The 1023-nt window shown below is 72.0% G+C and carries 1 protein-coding gene and 1 pseudogene; both read left to right on the forward strand.

Going from position 1 to position 1023, the window contains the following annotated elements:
- On the forward strand, positions 1-745 hold a 745-nt coding region (locus EIO58_RS19125), incomplete at its 5' end, for a hypothetical protein (protein ID WP_164861896.1).
- Positions 742-1023 (forward strand): annotated as a pseudogene (locus EIO58_RS18500) (hypothetical protein); the annotation flags it as partial. The gene EIO58_RS19125 and the pseudogene EIO58_RS18500, both read left to right, overlap by 4 nt.

A 1023-nucleotide genomic window follows, 5' to 3' on the forward strand; every position in this document is an offset into this window, starting at 1 on the left:
CGGCGCGGCGTTCGCGGTCGAGGCCGAGGAGCGCCGCCGCATCCGCCGCGCCACCAAACCCCGCACGAGCTTCGTCTTCGTCCTCACGACCCTGGGTGCGGCGATCGTCGCGGGTGCGGTGAGCACGCTGGTGGCGTTGACGGATGCCGCGACCGCCCCCTACGCGGCGGCCGTCGGTCTGCTCGGCGGCGCTCTCGTCACCGCGCTCGCGATGATCGTCGCGGGGATCGTGCGCCGACGCAGCGGGTTCCTCACGGCCGTGACGATCGCGCTGCTGGTCGGCGGCATCACGACGGCCGTGGCATCCGGTCCTCGCAGCTTCATGCTCGCCGACAACAGCCTGGGCACGAGCACCGAGCCCCGGTCCGTCACCCAGCCGTTCGGCCGGATGGACATCTACCTCGACCCGCTCTCCGATCGCGAGGCGGTCGAGGCGGGCACGATCACGGTGAACAAGGGCACCGGCGAGACCTACATCACGGTGAATCCGGGCACGATCCTCGATCTGGAGGCGTCGCTCGGCGCGGGCGAAGTCAGCTACAGCCGCATCAGCCATCAGTCCGGCGAGTTGCTCGATCAGGGCGAGATCGTCCCACGCGAAGGCTCCGATGGTTCCGCCGAGTGGGACTGGTTCGTGCGGAACACGACGGGGCCGGACGACGGCGAGACCCGCCAGCGCATCGTGCTCGATCAGGGCGCCGGCTCGGTGTACGTGACCATCTACGACGTGGAGGAAGACCGATGAGCGCCGACACCCCCACCACCGAGACCGCATCGCTCACGCCGCCGACCGCCGACCCGGGGTTCACGACGGCCCCGACAGTGCCGGTCGACCCCGCGGCGCTCCCGGTCAGCGCTGGCCTGACCGCTGACCCTGCGACGCTGCGTCCTCGCACGCGCTGGGCCGCGATCATCTGGGGCGCCGTCCTCGCGGCGATCGCCGCCGTCGCGCTGTGGGTCACGGTGAGCCCCGACCGGCGCACCGCGCTCGCGGACTCGACGCTGTCGCTGTCGCCCGCCGCC

The sequence above is a fragment of the Microbacterium sp. CPCC 204701 genome, assembly GCF_004010105.1.
Lineage (GTDB): Bacteria > Actinomycetota > Actinomycetes > Actinomycetales > Microbacteriaceae > Microbacterium.